A 23,468-nucleotide genomic window follows, 5' to 3' on the forward strand; every position below is an offset into this window, starting at 1 on the left:
ATCGGATGATAAAGCTCTTCGGTATTTGATTGTTTTTTATTCTACCATTAAACGGATAGACTGTGAACCTTCCTGATTTTGGATTTCCACAAAATAAACTCCGCCGCTTAACTGATCCAGACCGATAAGTTGTGTATTGATTCCGATAGAAGATTTTCCTTCGGAAACAAATACTTCACGACCTGCAACATCGGTAAGGCGTAGGCGATAGTTGCTTTCGTCTGTAGAATTGAACTGTACCGTGATACGATCTGTTGCCGGATTCGGGAACACAACCAGGTTGGTAGCAGAAGTAGTGTTGTCACCCAAACGTGGACAGGTACTTACTACGATACCGGTTACTGATCTTGCCGCGCTGTTTCCACAAGCATTGGAAGCGATAACCGTTAAGGTCTGACCCGCTGCAGGGAAGGCTCCCCACTGCACATCGATGTTCTTGGTTCCTTGTCCTGAAGCAACAAATCCTGCAGAAGACATGGTCCATGTGTACACTGATGTTCCTGCCACTGTTGGTACACTATAAGGCTCAAGTGCGTTAGTACAAACCGCAGTTGCACCCGTGATAGGCTGTGGACGATCAGGAATTCCGAAGATATTCACTGAACGTATCGGACTGTTTCCGCAATTGTTCACTGCTACTACCGTCAATGTTCCTGTTCCTGTGAGCAATGCCACATCTACAGTAATACTCGTGGTACCTTGTCCGCCTGTAATGGCAATACCACTACTTGCTGTCCAGGTATAACTGGTGGCACCAACTACAGGAGCGATAGAGAAGACAACGCCTGTTGTATTACACAATCCGAATTTCTGACCGCTGATAGCACCCGGAGTAAGCGGATTATTCAGACTCATCGCTTTTGAACGAGCCGGACTTGTTCCGCAAGCATTAGATGCAGTTACAGTCATAGAACCTCCGGTATAACCTCCATTCACAGATACATTGATCACATTGGTTCCCTGACCGGAATTAATAGTCATACCTGCTGGTACTGTCCATGTATAGGACATCGCACGGAATACAGGAGAAATTGAATACACGGCTACATCACCCGGACAAACTTTTCCGGGACCGGAGATAGAAGGAGGAGTAACAGGAGTTGCGATCTGATAGCCAACGCCGATACAGGAAGGAGCACTTGGTGTGCAAGGTCCGGTGGCGATAACACAGAGCGGTCCTGCAATACCGTTATGAATATTAATATTAGTCCATTGAACAGTAATTGTTGTGGTTCCTTGTCCAAACAGAATAGTAAATCCTGCAGGTACGGTCCATGCATATCCGGTAGCTCCCGGAACAGGTGCAATACTAAATGTAGTTGAACCGAACGTTGCAGGTACGCAAGCAGAAGCAATTCCAGTGATAGCACCCGGAGTCGGTAATGGAGCCACGTTATCATCTGTTAAACCGTTACAGTTATCATCAATACCGTTACACAACTCTGTTGCGCCCGGATTGATGGCAGGGTCTGCATCGTTACAATCACCATTGAGAGCCACTGTACCTATCGGCTGAATACAAGCAAGAATCGCTGCACCCGTACCGTAATTGTCACCATCAGCATCTGTATACCAGGAAGGCTGTCCGGTGATAGATGGATCTGCATCGTCTGTTAAACCGTCGCAATCATCATCAATACTGTTACATATTTCTGTAGCACCCGGATTTACCGCAGGGTTTCCATCGTTACAATCATCATTCGTTAAAGATGTTCCGCCCGGTTGGAAACAAGTTACAATTGGTGCACCTGCTCCGTAACCGTCGTTATCTCCGTCAGTATAATAAGTACCCTGACCAACAACTGATGGATCTGCATCGTCTGTTAAGCCATCGCAATCATCATCGATACCGTTACAAATTTCAGTAGCACCCGGATTCACCGCAATGTTTCCGTCGTTACAATCCGTATTGTTTGCTACATAACCCATAGGCTGGAAGCAAGCAAGAACAGATACTGCATTATTACCGTAAGTATCTCCGTCAGCATCTGCATACCAGGTAGCCTGTCCGGTGATCGATGGATCTGCATCGTCAATTAAACCGTCGCAATCATCATCGATTGTATTACATACTTCAGTAGCACCCGGATTCACCGCAATGTTACCGTCGTTACAATCTGTATTGTTTGCTACATAACCCATAGGCTGGAAGCAAGCAAGAACAGATACTGCATTGTTACCGTAAGTATCTCCGTCAGCATCTGCATACCAGGTAGCCTGTCCGGTGATAGATGGATCTGCATCGTCAATTAAGCCGTCACAATCATCATCAATTGTATTACATACTTCAGTAGCACCCGGATTCACCGCAATGTTTCCGTCGTTACAATCTGTATTGTTTGCTACATAACCCATAGGCTGTAAGCAAGCAAGAACAGATACTGCATTATTACCGTAGGTATCTCCGTCAGCATCCGCATACCAGGTAGCCTGTCCGGTGATAGATGGATCTGCATCGTCAATTAAGCCGTCACAATCATCATCTATTGTATTACATACTTCGGTAGCACCCGGATTCACCGCTGCGTTTCCGTCGTTACAATCTGTATTGTTTGCTACATAACCTACAGGCTGGAAGCAAGCAAGAACTGATACTGCATTATTTCCGTAAGTATCTCCGTCAGCATCTGCGTACCAGGTAGCCTGACCGGTGATAGATGGATCTGCATCGTCAATTAAGCCGTCGCAATCATCATCGATTGTATTACATACTTCAGTAGCACCCGGATTCACCGCAATGTTACCGTCGTTACAATCTGTATTGTTCGCTACATAACCCATAGGCTGTAAGCAAGCAAGAACAGATACTGCATTATTACCGTAGGTATCTCCGTCCGCATCTGCATACCAGGTAGCCTGACCGGTGATCGATGGATCTGCATCGTCTGTTAAACCGTCGCAATCATCATCGATACCGTTACAAATTTCAGTAGCACCCGGATTCACCGCAATGTTTCCGTCGTTACAATCTGTATTGTTTGCTACATAACCCATAGGCTGGAAGCAAGCAAGTACTGATACTGCATTGTTACCGTAAGTATCTCCGTCAGCATCTGCATACCAGGTAGCCTGTCCGGTGATCGATGGATCTGCATCGTCAATTAAGCCGTCACAATCATCATCAATCGTATTACATACTTCAGTAGCACCCGGATTCACCGCAATGTTTCCGTCGTTACAATCTGTATTGTTTGCTACATAACCTACCGGCTGGAAGCAAGCAAGGACTGATACTGCATTATTACCATAAGTATCTCCGTCAGCATCTGCATACCAGGTAGCCTGTCCGGTGATCGATGGATCTGCATCGTCAATTAAGCCGTCGCAATCATCATCGATTGTATTACATACTTCAGTAGCACCCGGATTCACCGCAATGTTACCGTCGTTACAATCTGTATTGTTCGCTACATAACCCATAGGCTGTAAGCAAGCAAGAACAGATACTGCATTATTACCGTAGGTATCTCCGTCAGCATCCGCATACCAGGTAGCCTGACCGGTGATAGATGGATCTGCATCGTCAGTTAAGCCGTCGCAATCATCATCAATACCGTTACATACTTCAGTAGCTCCGGGATTAATTGCTGCGTTTCCGTCGTTACAATCACCGTTAAGAGTAGCATAGCCGGCTCCGGGATTACTGCAAAGTGAAATACCTGCGCCTGTACCATAACCATCACCATCGAAATCATTGTAATAAGTAGTGAACACCAGATTATCATCTGTTAATCCATTACAATCATCATCAATTCCGTTACAAGATTCTGTTGCGCCCGGATTCACAGCTGCATTTGCATCATCACAGTCCGTGCTATTCGCAACATAACCTAATGGCTGGTTACAACTCAATTGCGAAACATTGACATCTCCGTAAGTATCTCCGTCAGCATCTGCATACCAGGTAGCCTGGCCGGTGACATTCTGGTCATCATCATCTGTATCACCATCACAATCATCATCGATACCATTACAAACTTCAGTAGCACCAGGGTTAACCGCTGCACTGGCATCGTTACAATCAGAGTTATCGAACACATACCCAACAGGCTGTGTACAGGAAAGTGTAGTTACTGCTGCATTACCATAAGAATCTCCATCCGCATCAGCATACCAGGTAGACTGACCGCTGATAGAAGGATCTGCATCGTCTGTTAAACCGTCGCAATCATCATCAATGGTATTGCATATTTCTGTTGCACCCGGATTCACCGCAGGGTTTCCGTCATTACAATCTGTGCTGTTGGCTACATAACCTATTGGCTGAGTACATGCGAGCGTTGTTACTGATAAATTACCATATGAATCACCATCAGCATCTGCATACCATGTAGACTGACCGGTGATGGATGGATCTGCATCGTCAGTCAAGCCGTCGCAATCATCATCAATACCGTTACAGATTTCCGTTGCACCCGGATTTACCGCAGCACTTCCATCGTTACAATCTGTATTATCAGCAACATATCCTACAGGTTGAACACATGCAAGAACGGTTGACATTGGATCACCATACGTATCCAGATCTGTATCAGCATACCATGAAGTCGCTGTTACACCCGGATTAACTACAAAGCTATTCGTGCCGGAGTTGCCATAGAAATCTGTTACTGTAACAGTATAAGTACCGGCATCCAGACCTGTTTGATCTTCACTGAAGCTACCATTACTCCATGCATAGGTATAAGGGCTTATGCCACCTGATGCAGTAATATCGATAGCCCCATTATTCAGATTAGTACATGTTTCATCGGTTACTACACCATTAACAACAACTAAAACTGTTTGACAAGTACCAACACCAGGTTGGAAACCTTCCATTGTGGCGTCGGCATCAGTACCGCTAATTAATATCGGCTGATACGTTACCGCTCCGGAAACCAATGTCGCTATGGTTGCCAAACTACCGGTTCCCCACCAATTACAAGTGGCAGTTAAGGTTCCTGAAAAATTATTAGCAAGAAGCCCATTGGCATTTCCGTTATTATTCAAACTATTATTTGTTGCTGTCAGGGTCGGTGTACCAAGACCTGTTGCAAGAGCAAATACACTATAAGGTGCAGTTACTGATGCAGGGTTAGTGACATAGCTATTGTCTATTGTCAAGACAGCATTCTGTGCAGAGAATACACCAAATCCATCGTTACCACCGGCTCCGAACGGATCACCACCATTGTTGGTAAGTGTACAGTTATTTACATCTACAACGGCATTACTTCCTCTGGCACTGATACCACGGTTCAGGTTATTGCTGATGATACAGCTATCAACAATAATCGTTTGACGTACACCTGCACCTGTTGAGAAGTCGGCAGGATAAATACCTGCACTGGCAGTACTTGTTTTTCCGGTACCATCAATATTCAAATCACGAAGTGTTACATTCAGTGTAGCTGCAGTATTGCTGCCGGATGTGAATGTATAAACTCCTGCATGGAAGTTGTTGTTTGGTAAGGAAGGATGGTTTCCTGTGAATCCACTCATTGTAACATTCTTCACTGTTGCAGTACTTGGTGCATAAGCAGTGAATGTTATCGGATCAATATTGATGAAAGCTACTCCCTGCAATACGCCTGAAATAGTACCACCATCAATATCTGTTGCCGGAGATGTATTTAAGTTATAAGCAAGGTAACCATAGAATGGTCCTGTTATCGTATTACCGCTTATTGCAGCCGCTGTAGTTCCGGTCAGTTGACGAAGGAAGACGGCAGAGGTTGGATTTCCTCCGGCAGTTTGTCCTGTAATATTGATTGTATTATTTGTCACACTGAACACATTGGAAACTGAAGTAACCATACTGTTTACATTCACTCCAATACCGGAAGCTGAGATATTATTGTTGTTAATTGTTCCACCAACAGTACCAGCTTGTGTTTCTTCAAACTTAACGCCTTCAAGTCCTCCTGAAATAGTACAACCGGAAAGATTCAATCGTACAGGAGCATGTGAAGTAGCTAAGGCATTATCATAGATGCGAACACCAACACCGGTTATGTTTGGTGTGATGGTTACGCCGCTGATAGTAGCATAAGAACCGTCCGGTGCATCAGATGAATAACCGTCATAGTTATTGGCAAATACGCCAATATCCACTCCGCTTACACTTCCACCGGTGATGGTGCTGTTAGTGATTGGTGCTGCGACATTCCAGATTTCATATCCTTTTGAAAGGTTAGAAGCTGTAATACCATTTCCATCAATTGTATTATTGGTTGAGATAGAAGGAACAGCTAATGAAGAAAGCGCAATACCATCCCATCTTGTTTCATTTGCATTCGCAAGTGCTTCAATGGTGTTGCCTGAGAACGTCATTGGTGACGCTGAAGAATAATGCAGGTTATGGAATATACCTGTTCTGCGGGCTTCGATTGTATTACCACTGATGACCTGTGATGCGGGAGCTCCCGGATTGGCTTGCGAGAAGTTACCGGTTTGAACACCTAAACGCACATTGCTCATACAGTTATTGGTGATGGCTGTGTATTGGTTGTTGTACAATAATACACCACCTCCCCAGTAATCTATACCTGAAGCGATATCATAAGTACCTAAGTTCTGAATTTTATTATTTGTTATTACATGTCCGCTGGAAGGAACACCTGCAGGATAATCATACAAAGTCACTCCGAAATAGGAAAGATTCTGAATGATGTTGTTCGAAACCGTTAAATTATTAATGCCTGTTTCATACACTGTAACACCTTCAGCCGCGTCGATATCAGCTCCGTTTGTACTGGTGAAACCTGAAGTTAATGTCGTATTATCTCCATCTATTGTAAATCCTGAGATGGTTACATTAGATGCAGCAACATGGAATATCTCAGCAAAATCGATATCTGCTACCGCCGAAACTACTGTTGCTTCTGCCACACGTGAGCCTGAACAGGCATCAATCGCCGCATTAGGTCCAAGTATGCTTAATGATTTATTGACAATAACATTTTCTGCATATGTTCCTGCACTTACTGTTAAAGTATGACCATTTAATGTTTGTGCATCATTGATCGCTGCCTGAATACTGCAGAAGACTTCCAATGAGGTAGTATTGGTAACAGTTCCTGCATTATTACTGGTTCCTACATCTCTGGTATCAATGGTATTGCTTAATGTATTTCCGGTTACGGTCACTCCACATGTTACAGGAGAGTTACCACGTCCAAAATACGTATCCGCAAGATTCGACTGATCGCCATCTCCGGGATAAGGAAGGTGACCTGCCTGGCGCTGGATACCTACATCACATCCGCTTACGTTGTTTCCGCTTACCGTGTGGTTAATTCCTTCCGCTACGATACCAAATCCTTCGCTCGTGCTGGTTTGTACATATCCGCTTATCGTGTTGTTCTGTACTACTGCTCCGTATGGAACATCTACATTACCTGCTAATACACCTCTGCGGAATACCGCGATACCTACGATATCACGTGCATCTACAATTGGTAAAGTTCTGCTTACATTATTATTCTCGATGACTACACGACCTGCGCCGGTGGCTGCCCCAGATCCGTTTGGATTTTTGATCTCCATGCCAAAGCGACCGTTGTTCACTAATGTGTTACCACTTACAACGTTCTCACCCGGACCCTGCATTCCAACGATACCGATTCCGTTATCTCCGTTATCGTGTACATTGTTATTGGTCATGGTTACACCGGAGGCTTGTCCATCCTGAAGTTCGATACCACAACAGTTGTTACCATATACATGGCAATCCATGATCGTGATGTTTTCTTTCAGTCCGTTCCAGATCACGATTCCTCTCGCTCCTACGGTATGACCTGTTGATGTCACCGAGTCAATCAGCACCGTATTCACAGGACCGTTCGCATAAAATCCGCTACCGCCTACGTTATTAAGAAGCGATACATTTTGTACCGTTAAATTATTATTACCACCGATACCATATATACCTGCGTCAGCATTACCATTTGATCCTGCATAATCCTGTACTGTCAGTTTCTTGATCGTTACATTGGTGATGCCATTGTTGATCGTGATACCTTTTCCTGTTCCTACAAGACCGGTTCCATCGAGGATAACTCCTGACTCACTGGCTCCCTGAAGGGTAAGTGATTTATCAATGACCACTCTTTCGTTGTAACTGCCATCAGCTGCTTCTATCACATCATTCGCATTTGCTGCAGCGATAGCGCTGTTGATGGTCAGGTAATATGTGTTCTGTGTAATATTATGTACAGGGTAGAAGTAGATCAAATTACCGAGACAAGCATTATCAGGCTTATGGTGCAAAGCTGTTTCAAGTGTAGTACGACCTGCTCCGCTCATGGCTGAAGGAAGCTGTAAGCCCGAGCCTACATCAAAGTTGTTTTCCTGAATATCCACATCAAGTGTCCAGCAAGCCATCGTTGTTAATGCACCTGCTCCTGCACCTATCAATGAAGTGTATGCCGGGAATGTTGATCCTGATGAAGTACCGGTTTGATCATCCAATCGGATGAAGGTGCCGATTCCTGCATTGAAGTCATTCTCATTGCCCGATCCACCGATTGTAAATGTTCCGATGTTAGCCGCATCGTTGTCATGGTTATGGAAAGATAACCCTGTGCCACCCGGTGTGCCTGATCCATTGAAGGTATTGTTGGTGATCACACCGTTGATTTGCACCTGTACGATGGCATTTGAATTCGTACTGATCGACTTCGTATTTACTGCGATATGATGATAGGTCGTTGAACCGGCCAATGGTGTAAATCCGTTGTTATCTACAGTAACTGTATTGTAGTTCTCCTGGCTTATCGCCCACTGATGGTTGCTGAAAGTATTGCCTGTTACAGCTGTAGTCTTGAAGTTATAATTATTCTTCAGACGCAATACTGCTGTACCAGGAGCTGAGGAGTTCGCGAAAGTTGCATCGAATGTATTGCCGGAGATGGTGATTACACCTGCTCCTGCATTCATATCGGATATCTCTACGCCACCTCCGTTAAAGTTATTGTTGGTAATATCTACATTGCCATTGTTGCCAAAGCGAACTACCACATCGTGGTTGATGGTCTGGAAAGTGTTACCACTGTATGTTCCTCCTGACTCATCTGTGGCTACGGCTGCACGGAAGAAGCGCGCCTGACCGAAGCCATCGTTCACTACGCCACTCACTGTGTTGCCGGTAACCAGTACATTGTTCACACCACCTGATGCAATTCTGTAATTCGTTGGACCGCCATAGTTAATGCTGATCGCGTTTCTGTTTCCATAAGATCCGAAAGTAGCAGCACCACTGCTGCCGATTGCTTCGATATCATTATCTGTTATGGTCAGATTGTTCATGGTGGTCGCACTGGCGATGATCGCGCTGTTCAGCTTGGTCATATCCACCTTGAAGTTGAAATTATCTATGGTCACTCCGGCTACTGATACATCAAACAAAGTAGGCTTTCCACTCACTGTTCCTGTGAAGTTAATCACCGGCTTGGGAGTGCCTCCGTTCAGAGTCACCAGTTTGTTTACAAGCACCTGTTCGTTATATGTTCCGCTGCTCACATTCAGGACATCACCTGCTGTTGCCGCGTTGATCGCACTCTGAATGCTGCAATACCAGTTGCCTGTATTCTGATTCTGTACTGCGCCACCCGCAACACTTGCAGGGACATCTCTGGTATCAATCGTATTACTTAAAGTATTTCCGGTTACGGTCACTCCGCATGTTACAGGTGAGTTACCACGTCCGAAATAGGTATCTGCCAAATTCGACTGATCGCCATCTCCAGGATAAGGAAGGTGACCTGACTGACGCTGGATACCTACATCACATCCGCTTACGTTGTTACCGCTTACTGTATGATTGATTCCTTCCGCTACGATACCAAAACCTTCGCTCGTGCTGGTTTGTACATATCCGCTTATCGTGTTGTTCTGTACTACTGCTCCGTAAGGAACATCTACATTACCTGCTAATACACCTCTGCGGAATACCGCGATACCTACGATATCACGTACATCTACTATTGGTAAAGTTCTGCTTACATTGTTATTCTCGATCACTACACGACCTGCGCCGGTTGCTGCTCCTGATCCATTTGGATTTTTGATCTCCATGCCAAAGCGACCGTTGTTCACTAATGTGTTGCCACTTACAACGTTCTCACCCGGACCTTGCATTCCAACGATTCCGATTCCGTTATCTCCGTTATCGTGTACATTGTTATTGGTCATGGTTACACCGGATGCTGTTCCATCCTGAAGTTCGATACCACAACAGTTGTTACCATATACATGGCAATCCATGATCGTGATATTCTCTTTCAGTCCGTTCCAGATCACGATTCCTCGCGCGCCTACGGTATGACCTGTTGATGTCACCGAGTCGATCAGTACGGTATTCACAGGACCGTTCGCATAAAATCCGCTACCACCTACGTTATTCAATATCGATACATTCTGTACCGTTAAATTATTATTACCACCGATACCATAGATACCTGCGTCAGCATTTCCGCTTGCGCCTGCATAATCCTGTACCGTCAGTTTCTTGATCGTTACATTGGTGATACCATTGTTGATCGTGATACCTTTTCCTGTTCCTACAAGACCTGTTCCGTCGAGGATCGTTCCTGACTCACTCGCTCCCTGAAGGGTTAAAGATTTGTCAATCACTACACGCTCGTTGTAAGTACCATTACCTGCTTCCAAAACATCTCCGGCAGTGGCAGCATTTACAGCAGCCTGAATAGTGCAGTAAGTATTACTTGTATTAAGATTCGTTACTAAACCGGAACCCGCAATTGCAGGGACATCTCTTGTATCGATTGTATTACTTAATGTATTTCCTGTTACGGTTACTCCGCATGTTACAGGAGAGTTACCACGTCCGAAATACGTATCAGCCAAATTCGACTGATCGCCATCTCCAGGATAAGGAAGGTGACCTGACTGACGCTGGATACCTACATCACATCCGCTTACATTGTTTCCGCTTACTGTATGATTGATTCCTTCCGCTACGATACCAAAACCTTCGCTCGTGCTGGTTTGTACATATCCGCTTATCGTGTTGTTCTGTACTACTGCTCCGTAAGGAACATCTACATTACCCGCTAAAACACCTCTGCGGAATACTGCGATACCTACGATATCACGTGCATCTACTATTGGAAGGGTTCTGCTTACATTGTTATTCTCGATTACTACACGACCTGCGCCGGTAGCTGCTCCTGATCCATTTGGATTTTTGATCTCCATGCCAAAGCGACCGTTGTTCACTAATGTGTTGCCACTTACAACGTTCTCACCCGGACCTTGCATACCAACGATTCCGATTCCGTTATCTCCGTTATCGTGTACATTGTTATTGGTCATGGTTACACCGGAGGCTTGACCATCCTGAAGTTCGATACCACAACAGTTGTTACCATATACATGGCAATCCATGATCGTGATGTTCTCTTTCAGTCCGTTCCAGATTACGATTCCTCGCGCGCCTACGGTATGACCTGTTGAAGTCACCGAGTCAATCAGCACCGTATTCACAGGACCGTTCGCATAAAATCCGCTTCCGCCTACGTTATTTAAAAGCGATACATTTTGTACCGTTAAGTTATTATTACCACCGATACCATAGATACCAGCGTCAGCATTTCCGCTTGCGCCTGCATAATCCTGTACCGTCAGTTTCTTGATCGTAACATTGGTGATACCATTGTTGATCGTGATTCCTTTTCCTGTTCCAACAAGGCCTGTTCCGTCGAGGATAACTCCTGACTCACTCACACCTTGCAGTGTCAGTGATTTGTCGATCACTACGCGCTCGTTGTAAGTACCTGCAGAAACCTGGATAACATCACCTGCATTCGCAGCAGCAATTGCGCTACTGATCGTCAGATAAAAAGTGTTTTGTGTCAGGTTATGAACAGGATCAGAATAAACAATACTACCCAGACATCCATTATCAGGAATATGGTGTAAAGCTGCTTCCAGAGAAGTCAGTTGAGGAACTGACATTGCAGAAGGAAGCTGCAAACCGGAACCTACATCAAACGTATTGTTATGTACCGAAAGATTTAGGGTCCAGCAAGCCATTGTTGTTGGCCAGCCGCCTGTACCGGGATAAACCGGGAAAGTAGAGCCTGTAGAGGTGCCCGTCTGATCATCTAAACGGATGAACGTACCGATACCTGCATTGAAGTCATTCTCGTTACCTGCGCCGCCTATAGTATATGTACCAAAAGTTGCAGCGTCACTGTCGTGGTTATGGAAGGACAATGCTGTTCCGCCCGGTGTGCCTGATCCGTTAAAAGTATTGTTGGTAATCACACCGTTGTTCTGTACCTGAACGATCGTGTTCGAGTTCGAACTGATCGACTTCGTATTTACTGCGATATGATGATAGGTCGTTGAACCGGCCAATGGTGTAAATCCGTTGTTATCTACAGTAACTGTATTGTAGTTCTCCTGGCTTACCGCCCACTGATGATTGCTGAAAGTATTGCCTGTTACTGCTGTTGTTATGAAGTTATAGTTATTCTTCAGACGCAATACTGCTGTACCAGGAGCTGAGGAGTTCGCGAAAGTCGCATCGAATGTATTGCCGGAGATGGTGATCACACCCGCTCCTGCATTCATATCGGATATTTCTACTCCGCCTCCGTTAAAGTTATTGTTGGTAATATCTACATTGCCATTGTTGCCAAAGCGAACTACCACATCATGGTTGATGGTCTGGAAAGTGTTACCACTGTATGTTCCTCCTGACTCATCTGTGGCTACTGCTGCACGGAAGAAGCGCGCCTGACCGAAGCCATCGTTCACTACGCCACTCACCGTGTTGCCGGTAACCAGTACATTGTTCACACCACCTGATGCGATTCTGTAATTCGTTGGACCGCCATAGTTAATGCTGATCGCGTTTCTGTTTCCATAAGATCCGAAAGTCGCCGCTGCACTTGAGCCGATCGCTTCGATATCATTATCTGTTATGGTCAGATTATTCATGGTAGTCGCACTGGCGATGATCGCGCTGTTCAGCTTGGTCATATCCACCTTGAAGTTGAAATTATCTATGGTCACTCCGGCTACTGATACATCAAACAAAGTAGGCTTTCCACTCACTGTTCCTGTGAAGTTAATCACCGGCTTGGGTGTGCCACCATTCAATGTCACCTGCTTGTTTACCAGTACCTGCTCGTTATATGTTCCGCTACTCACATTCAGGACATCACCTGCTGTTGCCGCGTTGATCGCACTCTGAATGCTGCAATACCAGTTGCCTGTATTCTGATTCTGTACTGCGCCACCTGCTACACTTGCAGGGACATCTCTCGTATCGATGGTATTGCTTAATGTATTTCCGGTGACGGTCACTCCACATGTTACAGGAGAGTTACCACGTCCGAAATAGGTATCCGCTATATCATTCTGGTTACCATCACCCGGATAAGGTGTATGACCTGACTGACGCTGGATACCTACATCACATCCGCTTACGTTATTACCGCTTACTGTATGATTGATTCCTTCCGCTACGATACCAAATCCTTCGCTCGTGCTGGTTTGTACATAACCACTTACTGTGTTATTCTGTACCACTGCTCCATAAGGAACATCTACATTACCTGCTAATACACCTCTCAGGAATATCGCGATACCTACGATATCACGTGCATCTACAATTGGTAAAGTTCTGCTTACATTATTATTCTCGATGACTACACGACCTGCGCCGGTGGCTGCTCCTGATCCATTTGGATTTTTGATCTCCATGCCAAAGCGACCGTTGTTCAGGACTGTGTTGCCACTTACTACGTTCTCACCCGGACCCTGTAATCCAACGATTCCGATTCCGTTATCGCCGTTATCGTGTACATTGTTATTGGTCATTGAAACACCGGAAGCTGTTCCATCCTGAAGTTCGATACCACAACAGTTGTTACCATATACATGGCAATCCATGATCGTGATATTTTCTTTCAGTCCGTTCCAGATCACAATACCTCGCGCTCCTACGGTATGACCTGTTGAGGTCACCGAGTCGATCAGCACTGTATTCACAGGACCGTTGGCATAAAATCCACTACCTCCTGCGTTATTAAGAAGCGATACATTTTGTACCGTTAAATTATTATTACCACCGATACCATAGATACCTGCGTCAGCATTACCGCTTGCGCCTGCATAATCCTGTACCGTCAGTTTCTTGATCGTTACATTGGTAATACCATTGTTGATCGTGATACCTTTTCCTGTTCCTACAAGTCCGGTTCCATCAAGGATGGCGATTGCTTCGCCTGCTCCTTCGAGGGTTAACGATTTATCAACTACGACACGTTCATTGTATGAACCGTTATCGATATAGATGGTTTCTCCACCGACGGCCTGAGAGATCGCGAAGTTAATAGTCGCATAAGGGGCTGCCGCAGTTCCTGCATTGGCGTCATTACCAACTGCAGTTGTAAAGACATCACCAACCGTACTATTGTCATTCACATAAATCTGAGCGTTCATCTGACCTGCAGACAGACCAATGAAAGCCAGAAGTAATGACCATCGTTTAATTGAAAAAGAAAAAGTATTTGTCACCTCCCTTAAAGAGATTAAACAAAAGAACATCATCTTTTTCATCGTCCACCAATGGCGGAGGAGAGATTTCGACTCAATGAATTGAGGCTGTAGTTGTTGTTTCATAGGTATAAAGGTTATTTGGTATATACGATTGATGTTGTAGCAAATGAATAATAATTAAAATCAAAAAAATAAAGAAGTCCGACTTTCTCTCGAATGAGAAATTCATATTTATGATATCCATATAAAAATCGCTTAAAGGCAATATGTTTTGTGAGTTAGTAAAAGTTGTTCCTATCTGAAAACCGAAATAAAATCAACAGAAAGATTCCAGTGATCATAAACCGATTTATCAGAAAGGAGTTGCAAGTTAAAAATCTAATAGATATCCTGCAAGGTTTATTTTGTTTTTGACAAAAATCATGTCCAGTAAAATATTATGGCATTGATTATCAGCGATTATAATGATTTTATGAAATTGGGAATTATTTACAGGGTGTAAGATTCGCCCATAATTTGGTGGGATTTGCCTTGAAAATTTCCACTTTGAAGCATTATCTGGAAATTTTACAAACATCTTTCTAACCCATCGTGCCATTGTTTTAGCAACTTCAAACTACCTAAAAAACCGGGACTTCAATGTATAGCTTAGTGTTTAATTTTCTTAGAACTTATGAAAACTGACTGCTACACTTAATTCCTAATACTTTTAATCTTAAGGCGCAGAAAAATCAAAATTAACGGCATTGCTGTTAAACAACACGGGGAATTTACTCCATACTTCAATCGCATTGCGGTGACGGATGACGATGTAGTAGGTGTTGCCGATAATGGTAGCACTCCGAATGGTGAATCTGCTATAAAAACAAATAATGACCTTCCTTGTCAACCCGAATATTCAATTTCTTTTTCCCGGAGAAGAACAGATCATAACCAGACTTTAGATTACGCCAAAAATTTAAAAGTGCATTCTCCATATTTTCCATGACATGCTTTTGCATATTTTCATCATTCATCTTGAACGGAAAAACGTAAACAGGTATTTTTCGCTGACCTGCTTGCCGGGCATAAGCAGCATATAAGTAGATTTCCTTAATATAGTCGTCTGTCATTGGAAGGCAACCAATAGTGACGCAGGACCCATGAATAAATATGTCGCTGCCGGGATCTGTTGCAGTACTTTTTCGAAGATCGGAATCATTAGGATAATTGAGTCCGAGAGATAAGTAGAAACTACTGGATGGATTGAAGCGATTAATATGATAAAAGCCTTCAGGCACCTGACCATCACCCGACATCCGCTTTGGGCCCAATTGACCGGAGCTTGAACAAATAGGGTATTCCGTTAAGAGGGAGTAAGAAGTGCCATTATTTTCCTTTGCAAAAATTTCTAAAACTTGTTCCTCTTTAAAAGCTACAATGATGATGTTCAATTTATCAATTGAAATATCCTGTTTCTCTACTGTTTCCTTAATCAAATCATTTTTTTCAATGTAAGCAGTATTAACTCTGTTAAATCTCTTTTGTTGGGTTATAAAATTGGTCTGGCCTACAACTACTGATGCCCCCAATGAAAATATTACAAGAATAATAAGTCGGAATGCAGAGTAATTAGACATCACTTTCTATTTAGAAGAATTAGAGTAACTCAATGAAATGATCGTTCTATTGGGCATGGTGATGAGGTTACTGTATGTTTGTCCGAAACTAATAAAAAATTCATTCGTGATAAACAGGTTGATTTCATAACTATAGGTTAAAATACTATTGGGAGGAGGATTCCCTTTACGTGAGATGAAGTAGGCATCATACGTTTTATTCGCAAAAATCTTTTGCCATGTACTATAGACCCGAAAGGATAAATTTCCAATTATTTCTTTTTTTAAATCAGACCTATCTTTCACCTTAGCTCCGGCCAATGGAATTAAATATCTCAAGTCGAGTGAGGTTTGAAATGTGGGCACTAAGAACTCTGAATAAGATCGCGTTGGAGGGTCAAGTAATTTCGTGCCCGCCCTGAAATCAACTTGCGCCCCTTTTACATCCTTATTCAAATCATCCTTGCCATTGGCAAAATACCCAACTTTTGATAGGGAAGCATTAAATATACCGCCTGTTTGATTCAGGACTTCATTACTAAATGACCTAATGCTGTCTTCTTCGTTAATATTAAATGTGGGTACAGTATTGAGCACATAGAAATCCCACCAGGTATTTGCAATTTCCGCGCTTAATTTATAGGTCTTCACGTTTAAACGTGGAGGCATTAATGGGTCCGGATTAACACCCATTCCTGCCTGCCCTAGAAAGGATGATGTTTCTTGTTGATGCCCGGTAGAATCTATGATTGGTAATTCGACAATTTGAGCAATGGCGGTTGGTCCTATAAAAATTAAAAGTAATGAGAGAATACAAATTGAATGCATATTAATCAATTTTTAATCTACGAATGCAATAATTACCTGCATCAACTATGTACAGGTTGTTGTTTATGTCAAAGTCAATATCTTGAATGCTTTTAAATAAAGATTGAGATCCTACTGTTTCCGTTGTGTTATAACCCGAAACACTGGATCCCGCTATTGAAACTTCGTTACCATTCGATAATTTAAATATTTCGTGAAACTTTGAGAAATAAACATCTCCATTTTTTGAGACCGCTAATCCTCCTAAAAGTGTACCAAGAGGAGAAGAATAAATCGTATCAGGTTGATAACTGTTTTTTGAATCTAATTTAATTATACTCCAACTTAAGATAAAATATATATCATTATTATGAAGCTCAATATCTTTAATTGCTCCAAGTATTGTACCGGGGTAGTTTGGATCAAAATAAACGAGAGTATCAACTACTCCGTTGTTTAGATTCTTCTTTGCAAAATAAAACCCTTTATTTGGCTGATTAAGTTTTAACCATACAAAATACATATTACCTGATATTTCATCAATACAAATATCTCCAGTTAAATTTTTATCACTTAAAGGAATGCTTAACACCGATGTATAAGCAAGACCATTTTCTATAAATCTAACTCTATAACCAGTTGTTTGGGAAGAATTATAATCAGTAAAATAAACCTTACCTGAAAAATCCTGAGTCACATCATCCCACTGGCTTCCTGAAGCATCTTTATAAAATGTAGTTGCAGAATCTTTTGTAATTAGGCGTATCCTTTTATTAAATTGTTCAGTAAGATAAATAGAGTCATTAATCTTATTTATAGCTATTTTATATGGATCAAAAAAAGTAGCATTTAGAGGTTCTGCACTTAATGTTCCTTGAACTCCTGGTCTTCCGGCCACCAACTCCACATAATGGTCAAAAGTAAAAACAGGCTCATTAAAATCCGGAATCTCATCACTGCTTAATGCTTTGTCATCATTAATTCTTATTCTTACAGGACCTGTGGTGGCCCCTTCGGGAACTACTACTTTCAACTGCGTGGTGGTACCTTCCAAAATTTCCTGTACCAGCGTATCGTTAATCGTTATCAGGTTCAGAAAACGGTCTTCGTTAAAATTTTCGCCATTCAAAATAAGAGTGTCACCCGGACGACCGTGATTAGGTAGAATTTCTGTTATACGTGGACAAGCCGGGCATGGGCAGGTATCGCAATCGGGATCTGTTTTCTTACAAGCATTAATTATTATTGCAAGTAACGTAAAGGCTAGTAATTTAATTATTATCGCATTTTTCATATAAAAGATGACTTTTATTTGTTCGACCTATTGCGTTGAATAAACTATTCCGGGACTTTAATACCACCTTCTCTATTGCATTCATTACCACCTTGCTCCTGCGTAAAAATCTGGTAGGGCCTGCTATCAATAATGATGACATTGTCTTTATATGCATTTATTTCAAAAAAGCGCTTACGACCATTGCGTTCATCTTCCATGAGAATTCCAATTTTGCCCGCATCTGCTACTACTTTCCAATAACCGGAATGTTTATCCAATTCATAGGTTCCATAATCGCCGGTTATTTGATGACCGGTTGTAATAAACCTGAAATATCCAAAGCCTCCACCACATAATAAATACCTCCGTGTTTTTTCAACGTCTTCGGAAGCCATCCATAATCCATGAGATTCCCGCCAATCGGGTGTACTAATTATGTCTCTGCTTTGCTTATTGTTTATTAATACTTTGTCCATTAAAAGATTTTGATACTCCTGTACAGATTTTGGATTAGAAGTACTGCTTACAGTAGTTTTCTGTTGGCCTCCTCCCGGTGATGTAGTAGAGGTTTGAAGCGATAATGCCATTTTTATGAGGTTCTGCTTTTGCCCCGGAAACAATTGTTCGTTGGTGGCGCATCCCATAAACAGGTGGGTGTTGTTACCGATTTGCTTCATGATAAGATGGCCGGGGAATGTATTACCCTCATACTCTACCGTTACATCGGCTGATGTCAAACCGTTTGAATTTTGAACAAAGGTGGTTGTTGGTGTTATAACAAAACCATTTTGATTTAGGTTGCTAGTAACAGTTTGTTTTACCTGATTCAGGTTTTGACTCACATAAACAGAGGCAATGTAGATATAATCATTATTATCAGTAAAAGTGTAGCTATAATCCGTTTCTATTTCCTGTAAGCCCTCCGGGTAAAGAATGGATGCCTGAATGTTTTTGAAATACTTTTTTTGTGACGATAGTCCTTCACTGCTGTTTTGTGCAGTGGTGTTGCAGGAAGTAAGTATTGTTGCCAGGGCAATAATGCTAAGGGTTTTTTGGATAGGTAGTAGATACATAATTCAAATATTATACAATTTAATTTTTATTACAGACTTAATAAGCTCTATCAATAAAAGTGCACCGGAACTATAGTGTTATTGCTACAACCTCCTAACCAATAATTAAAATATGACCCAATGTAGTTTGGAGAAAAAGCTTCGCTAATATTTCTGTTTGGTGGCCCCTTTAAAACAATTCTTTTAATTTTAACCGTTATGCGGTGATCATTGTATCCTGTTTGATCCGCCCTAAGGTCAACAAGAATGGGTCTTAGAAAAATATCAGAGCTACTGTTTACAAGCTCATTCTCCAATATAGTTCCATCGCAAGCTTCTACTGTTTTATCAATAGAAAACATAAGATTGTCATCGAATGTATTATCAGTAGCAAAAAATGGAATGTCCACATCTCGTCCTAAATTAGTTTGGCCAACCATCAGCGTATAAAGCAATGAACCATTAGCCCCTCCCGGAAAATATGTTTTTATTGTATTATCAGGCTTTTCTCTGGTTGCATCAAAAGTAATGGCTTCAACAGACCAGCCATCATTTAATAAAATAGCATCGCTTTTCCATACAGCTTGTGTTCCTAAAGGGCCGCTTGCAATTTTAAATGCGAAATCATTATCTAATTCCATCAAGCCTACTCGAATATCATCATCGCTACTAAAAGGATTAGGACCTTCTGACGTACCGGAGCCCGTTCCAAAATTGAATACTTGCCCAAAGTTTAACTTAGAAAACAATGAATATGTGTCCTCAATAGTATATATGACTCTTGGAGCAAGCGGATGAGCATAAGATATAGTCTTATAAGAGCCAAAACCACTTTTATGTGTATCTTTAAATTTAAACTTTAGGCTCACGTTTAATGATGATTCAGAGGTAGATTTTTCTATGATATATATATCAAATGTGTTACCATAAAAAAGATGGTTGGTGTCCAAAAACACTTCATCGACATCGAATCGTGCAATCTCATTATTGATAAATCTATTGTATTTAATTACTGATACCTCATTTTCTGAAAAATAATTACCAGGAACATTTTCTACTTTTAAATGCAAAGAAACTATCTGGTAAGGATAAGTATTCCTATCATTATAACGGCTATACCACGGATAAACTCTAACCAGTTTCACAGTGGGATTCATTTGGTTCCGATCCACTAATTGATAGTTGTTTTCTAATGTTTGATCGTAGTAAACAACTTTGAAACCAATTTTTTGAGGTATAGTTAGAATAAGTTTACCACTAAGGGCTGAATATCCAGTAAAATAAATATACTTTTGATATGAACCTTCTACAAGCTTCTTTTCTGGTTGTTTTGAAATTCTTACATCACCAATTTTCATTTCCTTTATACTATCAAGGTTTTTACCTATGATGACAATGTAACCGTCTAACTGTGCTTTCTCCTTTGGGTAGTAGTCAAATATTTCAGCTGTTATAAATGATGTATCGATCTTAATATTTGAAGCAACTGATTCACTTTTTTTAATGATGGAACTGTTTATCTTTATTTCCTGCTTTTCAATAGCTGACATTGCTCTCTTTATTTCAATCAATTCATTTTGCCGAAATTTGAAGTTATCTTTAATTGATGACTTTATTGATGACGATAGTTTTATTTTGTCGGCAAGACGCTCTTTAACATTAATTTTACAATTAGTATCAATCCATTTGCCATTAGCATACACTTCCAGTATATATTCACCATAAGTTAACTTGCTAATTGGATTTATTTTTATTACTAAATACTTATCAGGTGATCTACTCTGTGATGAAGCCTTATCCTTTGGGTTCAAATATTTCTTGAAGTTTAATTTCTCTGCCTTTATACCCTTTTCAATTACTTTATTTTTAGAAATCCGTAGGTCAGAAATTTTGTCCAAATTTGTACCCATTAAAGTAATATAAGAATAATTGCCAGTGTCTGGAATATTCAGTAACTGAATCTCCATAGGTACGGTTTGCCTTATTTGCGGGATTAATATATTGATTTGTGTAAATGCTAAGGTTTTTATTAAAATCAAGATCACAACTAGAGCTATTTTTTTCATATGCTTATAAGATATAATATCAATTCTTCACTATTAAAGAAAATTGCCATCTTATTCTAATATGTGATTTTCTATTATCACCATATTCGTAATAATCCATTTGCCAAAAATTATCAGATCCTCCTTTGATTATTTGATATTGCTCTGATTTTGGGGTGTTATTAGGTTTTGGCTCATATAAACGGAGGCAATGTATATATAATCATTATTATCGGTAAAGGTGTAGCTGTAATCCGTTTCTATTTCCTGTAAGCCCTCCGGGTAAAGAATGGATGCCTGAATGTTTTTGAAATACTTTTTTTGTGACGATAGTCCGTCGCTGCTGTTTTGTGCTGTAGAGTTGCAGGAAGTAAACATTGTTACCTGGGCAATAATGCTAAGGGTTTTCAAGAGACGGGTTTGTAACATATCATTAATCTTTGTCATCAACATTACTTTTAGGTCTTGGATCATCATTGTGCTTAAGATTTACTTTGGCAGGTTGAGTATTTTTAGGCAAATCAAATTTTAAGGTGTCTAGTTGAGTTTCTGCTTTGGTAGATAATTCTGCTTTATATCTCTCTTGAAGTTTTTTTCTTGCTACAGTTTTTGCTATTTGGAGATCCATTTTTCTTTTCGCTTCAGCTTTAGCATCTTGAATTGCATTTTTTCTTCTCTCTACATATTCCTTCTGCTGAACTTCTGATACTGCTTCTTTAAGGACAGAGTAGACATTATCTCTATACAGTTCCATATATCCATCTGAATTGGGGTGTATTGCTCCATCTAAATCTCCTTGTGTAATTGATGAGGAAATAGTAGTATTAAAATAAGGTTCCTTGCAATTGCAGAGCCCATGCGAGTTAATAGCAGAAATACGAATTAACTCCCAACCGTGCCGTTCGGAAGCATTTCGTATCGCCTCATTTAAGTCGGTTAAAATGCTTTTAAATAAATTAATATGATTAAAGAGTAGATTTGTTTCCGGTTTTGGGAAACAACTAAATAAATTTATAGGATCCTTCAATAGGCTATTAATAAAATCATTGTTACATAACTCATTTCCTTGACCATGAAGCATATTGGGATAATTCATCATTAATACTTTCCCAATTGAATAGTTCTGATTTTCAAGAAAATAATTTAGTGTATCATATTTGCCAGGCAATTCTCTTAATAAATTAACTGTATTACCAGACTCTTTATCAAAATCAAACACAACACTTTGTTTAGTGGCAACTTTCTCAATCGGTCCAACAATTGCTGCCTTTGCTAATGGTACAAATCCCATACTATTTCCTCCTACACCCATTAACATTATATCAATGTTATCTCTATTATTTGCTTTGCACCAATCTTCTATTTGTTCAAGTTGGGGCTTTCTACTTGAATTTCCCTTTACCTGCCTATTGTGGATTATGTGACCAATTTTGGCTCCCGAGCAAGTAGTATTAATCACTCTTACTACCAAATCTCTTCTCCTTTCAATGAGTTTATTAATTCCTCTCATTCCACCACTTTTTTCAGACCTATGGCAAAAGTCATCATCCCACTTATCACTGCCGCTATAGGGTGCTCCTTCACCAGATGCATAAGAATCGCCCATATAACCAATTACAAATACACGCGGCATAGTGAATTCAAAAATATCACTGGTTCTTTTAGTTGCCTTTCTTTCTCGTACAACTTTGTAATAGACCAAGCTTGGGCTATTTATAATTTTCGGGCTTTTGTCCGTAAAACAGATCGTATGAGCTTGCTTTATGCTTGAGTTCTTTTGGAGCTGGAAAATAAAATCTCTCATATTATCTTCTGTGGGTGGTTCTGCCCCCCCTAATTCTTCGGGATGAATAATATTTGGTTTATCATGATCCTGATGAGGAAAATAAAATTTACATAACATTTTTGAAGGATCACCAGCGATTTTACTACAAGAAGCCCTGCCACGGGGACAATTTTCGCTTGCCAAATCACTTTTATTTGTAGAATAATAAACCCATACCTCTAAATCCTTTTTGGCAATACCATCTAATGGACAACTAAAAGATAATACTCTTTCACCTACACGATCCGGTGCATTAGGGTTTGATATTGAAAGTTGTTGGGCATTTGCAATTGACTTAATACAAATCAACAATGCGATGAATATTAGTTTTTTCATTTATATATATTT

At 41.1% G+C, this 23,468-nt stretch carries 9 protein-coding genes; all 9 read right to left on the reverse strand.

Annotated elements, in window-relative coordinates:
* Positions 1-36: 36 nt before the first annotated feature.
* On the reverse strand, positions 37-14,640 hold the full coding sequence (locus IPJ86_04380) for a right-handed parallel beta-helix repeat-containing protein (GenBank protein ID MBK7886550.1): 14,604 nt from the start codon (positions 14,638-14,640) through the stop codon (positions 37-39).
* A 592-nt stretch (positions 14,641-15,232) separates the two neighbouring features.
* Complete coding sequence (locus IPJ86_04385) at positions 15,233-15,406, reverse strand: hypothetical protein (protein ID MBK7886551.1); 174 nt, start codon at positions 15,404-15,406, stop codon at positions 15,233-15,235.
* Positions 15,375-16,136, reverse strand: a complete 762-nt coding sequence (locus IPJ86_04390; GenBank protein MBK7886552.1) for a L,D-transpeptidase family protein — start codon at positions 16,134-16,136, stop codon at positions 15,375-15,377. Before IPJ86_04390 ends, IPJ86_04385 begins: the two co-directional genes overlap by 32 nt.
* A 6-nt stretch (positions 16,137-16,142) precedes the next feature.
* Positions 16,143-16,943, reverse strand: a complete 801-nt coding sequence (locus tag IPJ86_04395) for a hypothetical protein (protein ID MBK7886553.1) — start codon at positions 16,941-16,943, stop codon at positions 16,143-16,145.
* 1 nt (position 16,944) lies between these two features.
* Positions 16,945-18,216 carry an IPT/TIG domain-containing protein gene (locus tag IPJ86_04400; GenBank protein ID MBK7886554.1) on the reverse strand — a complete coding sequence of 424 codons (1,272 nt, stop codon included), beginning with the start codon at positions 18,214-18,216 and terminating at the stop codon, positions 16,945-16,947.
* 44 nt (positions 18,217-18,260) lie between these two features.
* Positions 18,261-19,271 carry a hypothetical protein gene (locus IPJ86_04405; GenBank protein ID MBK7886555.1) on the reverse strand — a complete coding sequence of 337 codons (1,011 nt, stop codon included), beginning with the start codon at positions 19,269-19,271 and terminating at the stop codon, positions 18,261-18,263.
* A 50-nt stretch (positions 19,272-19,321) separates the two neighbouring features.
* On the reverse strand, positions 19,322-21,316 hold the full coding sequence (locus IPJ86_04410) for a hypothetical protein (protein ID MBK7886556.1): 1,995 nt from the start codon (positions 21,314-21,316) through the stop codon (positions 19,322-19,324).
* Between the two features lie 129 nt (positions 21,317-21,445).
* Positions 21,446-21,742: a hypothetical protein gene (locus IPJ86_04415; protein ID MBK7886557.1), complete on the reverse strand. Its 297-nt coding sequence runs from the start codon at positions 21,740-21,742 to the stop codon at positions 21,446-21,448.
* The gene (locus IPJ86_04420; GenBank protein MBK7886558.1) at positions 21,729-23,456 is read right to left on the reverse strand and encodes a hypothetical protein; all 1,728 of its coding nucleotides are present in this window, start codon (positions 23,454-23,456) and stop codon (positions 21,729-21,731) included. Before IPJ86_04420 ends, IPJ86_04415 begins: the two co-directional genes overlap by 14 nt.
* Positions 23,457-23,468 lie beyond the last annotated feature (12 nt).

The sequence above is a fragment of the Bacteroidota bacterium genome (assembly GCA_016713925.1).
In the GTDB taxonomy this organism is placed as follows: domain Bacteria; phylum Bacteroidota; class Bacteroidia; order AKYH767-A; family OLB10; genus JAJTFW01.

What these genes read in the sequence shown, in the direction of transcription:
- IPJ86_04380 (MBK7886550.1), bottom strand. Translation starts at nt 14,640, where the DNA reads ATGAAACAACAACTACAGCCTCAATTCATTGAGTCGAAATCTCTCCTC.
- IPJ86_04405 (MBK7886555.1), bottom strand. Translation starts at nt 19,271, where the DNA reads ATGTATCTACTACCTATCCAAAAAACCCTTAGCATTATTGCCCTGGCA.
- IPJ86_04415 (MBK7886557.1), bottom strand. Translation starts at nt 21,742, where the DNA reads ATGACAAAGATTAATGATATGTTACAAACCCGTCTCTTGAAAACCCTT.
- IPJ86_04390 (MBK7886552.1), bottom strand. Translation starts at nt 16,136, where the DNA reads ATGTCTAATTACTCTGCATTCCGACTTATTATTCTTGTAATATTTTCA.
- IPJ86_04410 (MBK7886556.1), bottom strand. Translation starts at nt 21,316, where the DNA reads ATGAAAAAAATAGCTCTAGTTGTGATCTTGATTTTAATAAAAACCTTA.
- IPJ86_04420 (MBK7886558.1), bottom strand. Translation starts at nt 23,456, where the DNA reads ATGAAAAAACTAATATTCATCGCATTGTTGATTTGTATTAAGTCAATT.
- IPJ86_04400 (MBK7886554.1), bottom strand. Translation starts at nt 18,216, where the DNA reads ATGAAAAATGCGATAATAATTAAATTACTAGCCTTTACGTTACTTGCA.
- IPJ86_04395 (MBK7886553.1), bottom strand. Translation starts at nt 16,943, where the DNA reads ATGCATTCAATTTGTATTCTCTCATTACTTTTAATTTTTATAGGACCA.